The 1,726-nt window shown below is 70.5% G+C and carries 1 protein-coding gene, 1 pseudogene and 1 riboswitch; the gene and the pseudogene both read left to right on the top strand.

What is annotated here, in order from left to right; genetic code table 11:
* Positions 1-851 (top strand): gfo/Idh/MocA family oxidoreductase (locus tag AB0O67_RS37290; RefSeq protein WP_365460549.1); only part of this gene is annotated, 851 nt, incomplete at its 5' end.
* A gap of 142 nt (positions 852-993) precedes the next feature.
* A riboswitch (cobalamin riboswitch) is annotated at positions 994-1,176 on the top strand.
* 39 nt (positions 1,177-1,215) lie between these two features.
* A pseudogene (locus AB0O67_RS37285) lies at positions 1,216-1,581 on the top strand ((2Fe-2S) ferredoxin domain-containing protein); the annotation flags it as partial.
* Positions 1,582-1,726: the final 145 nt, after the last annotated feature.

Raw genomic sequence — 1,726 nt, 5'->3', positions numbered from 1 at the left:
ACGGCCGCAACGAGCTGGCGATGCTCAAGATGGCCCACGACGGCCTCTTCGGCGACGTCACCAACGGCCACGGTGGCTATCTGCACGACCTGCGCGAACTGCTCTTCTCCGACACCTACTACACCGACTCCTGGCGGCGGCTGTGGCACACCCGCAGCACCGCGTCCTTCTACGCCATGCACGGCCTCGCCCCGATCGCCGCGGCCATGGACATCAACCGCGGTGACCGCTTCACGACGCTGCGCGCCACCGCCACCGAGCCCAGGGGCCTCGCCGACTACCGCGCCCGCTTCGTCCCGCGCTCCCACCCGAGCTGGAAGGAGACCTACATCAACGGTGACCTGGTCACCTGCCTGATCGACACCGCCCAGGGCCGGGTGGTCCGCGCCGAGCACGAGGTCAGCTCGCCGCGCCCCTACAGCCGTATCAACTCGCTCGCCGGCAGCCGCGGCATCTTCGAGGACTACGCCGGAGTCACCTCCGCGAGCGGCGGCCGCATCTACCTGGAGCCCGATCACAGCGGCCACACCTGGCGTTCGTTCGACGCATACCTCAAGGAGTTCGACCACTGGCTGTGGCAGAAGATCGGTGACGACGCGGAGAACAACGGCGGTCACGGCGGGATGGACTACGTCCTGCAGTGGCGCACCGTCCAGCAGATGCGTGCAGGGCTCGTCCCCGACATGGACGTGTACGACGCCGCCGCCTGGTGCTCACCGGTCCCGCTGAGCGTGAAGTCCCTCGCGGCGGGCGGCCGTCCGGTGGCCGTCCCCGACTTCACGCGCGGCTCCTGGGTCAACCGCCGCGCCGGCCTCGACTCACGCCCCAGCGAGATGCCGCCGGTCAGCTGAACCGGCTCCCTGACGCCACAACAGCGCCCGAACGCGCCGCCCGACCATACGACGGGGCGGCGCGTTTCGCATGCCGTCCGCCGGTCGTGTGCAGCACTTCACCCTGCCCGACCCCACTGCGGGCGTATGAGATGACAGCCCCTTCTGACATGATGTCCCGCGAAAAGGCGACGGCGGAACGAGGAAGCCGGTGTGAATCCGGCGCGGTCCCGCCACTGTGATCGGCGAGCGGATCCCGAACGACCACTGCCCGGATGCGGGTGGGAAGGCCGGGACGAGCACTGACCCGAGAGCCAGGAGACTCACGCGGTCGCCTCCTCGACGTGACCGGGGCGGATTTCCCCGGGGAGGAGGGCTTGTCGTGATGCCTGTCGAGACGTCACCGGACGGTTCGGTGCCGTGCCGGGTCGTCGTCTGCCGTGACTGCTGCTGCGGCAGCCCGAAGGTGACCGGTGTGGACCACGCGGCGCAGGCCGCACGGCTCGCCGAGGACGCCCCCGTCCGCGTCACCGACTGCCTCGACGTGTGCGACCAGGCGAACGTGATCGTCGTGCAGCCCTCGTCCGAGGGACGCGCCGCCGGCGGCCGGTCGGTCTGGTTCGGCCTGGTCAACGACTCCGCCGCGACCGAAGACGTCGCCGCCTGGGTACGCGCGGGCGGTCCCGGCCTCGTGGCGCTGCCGGACGTCCTGGACCTGTACGTCTTCACCCCGCGCCGGCGCGCCCGGTCCGGGGAAGAAGGCGAAGCCCTTGAAGAGCGAACCCTTGGCCGCCGCCTCGGCGCGGAAGCCGACGTCGGTGTTGTCCTGGGTGGAGGGCGCGTGGACCGAAGTCCCAGACGATCGGCTCACCGCCCCTGACCAGCAGGGAGAACCG

Origin of the sequence: Streptomyces sp. NPDC086077 (genome assembly GCF_040686175.1) — a bacterium.
In the GTDB taxonomy this organism is placed as follows: Bacteria; Actinomycetota; Actinomycetes; order Streptomycetales; family Streptomycetaceae; genus Streptomyces.
This window is presented reverse-complemented; position numbering and strand designations above follow the sequence as displayed.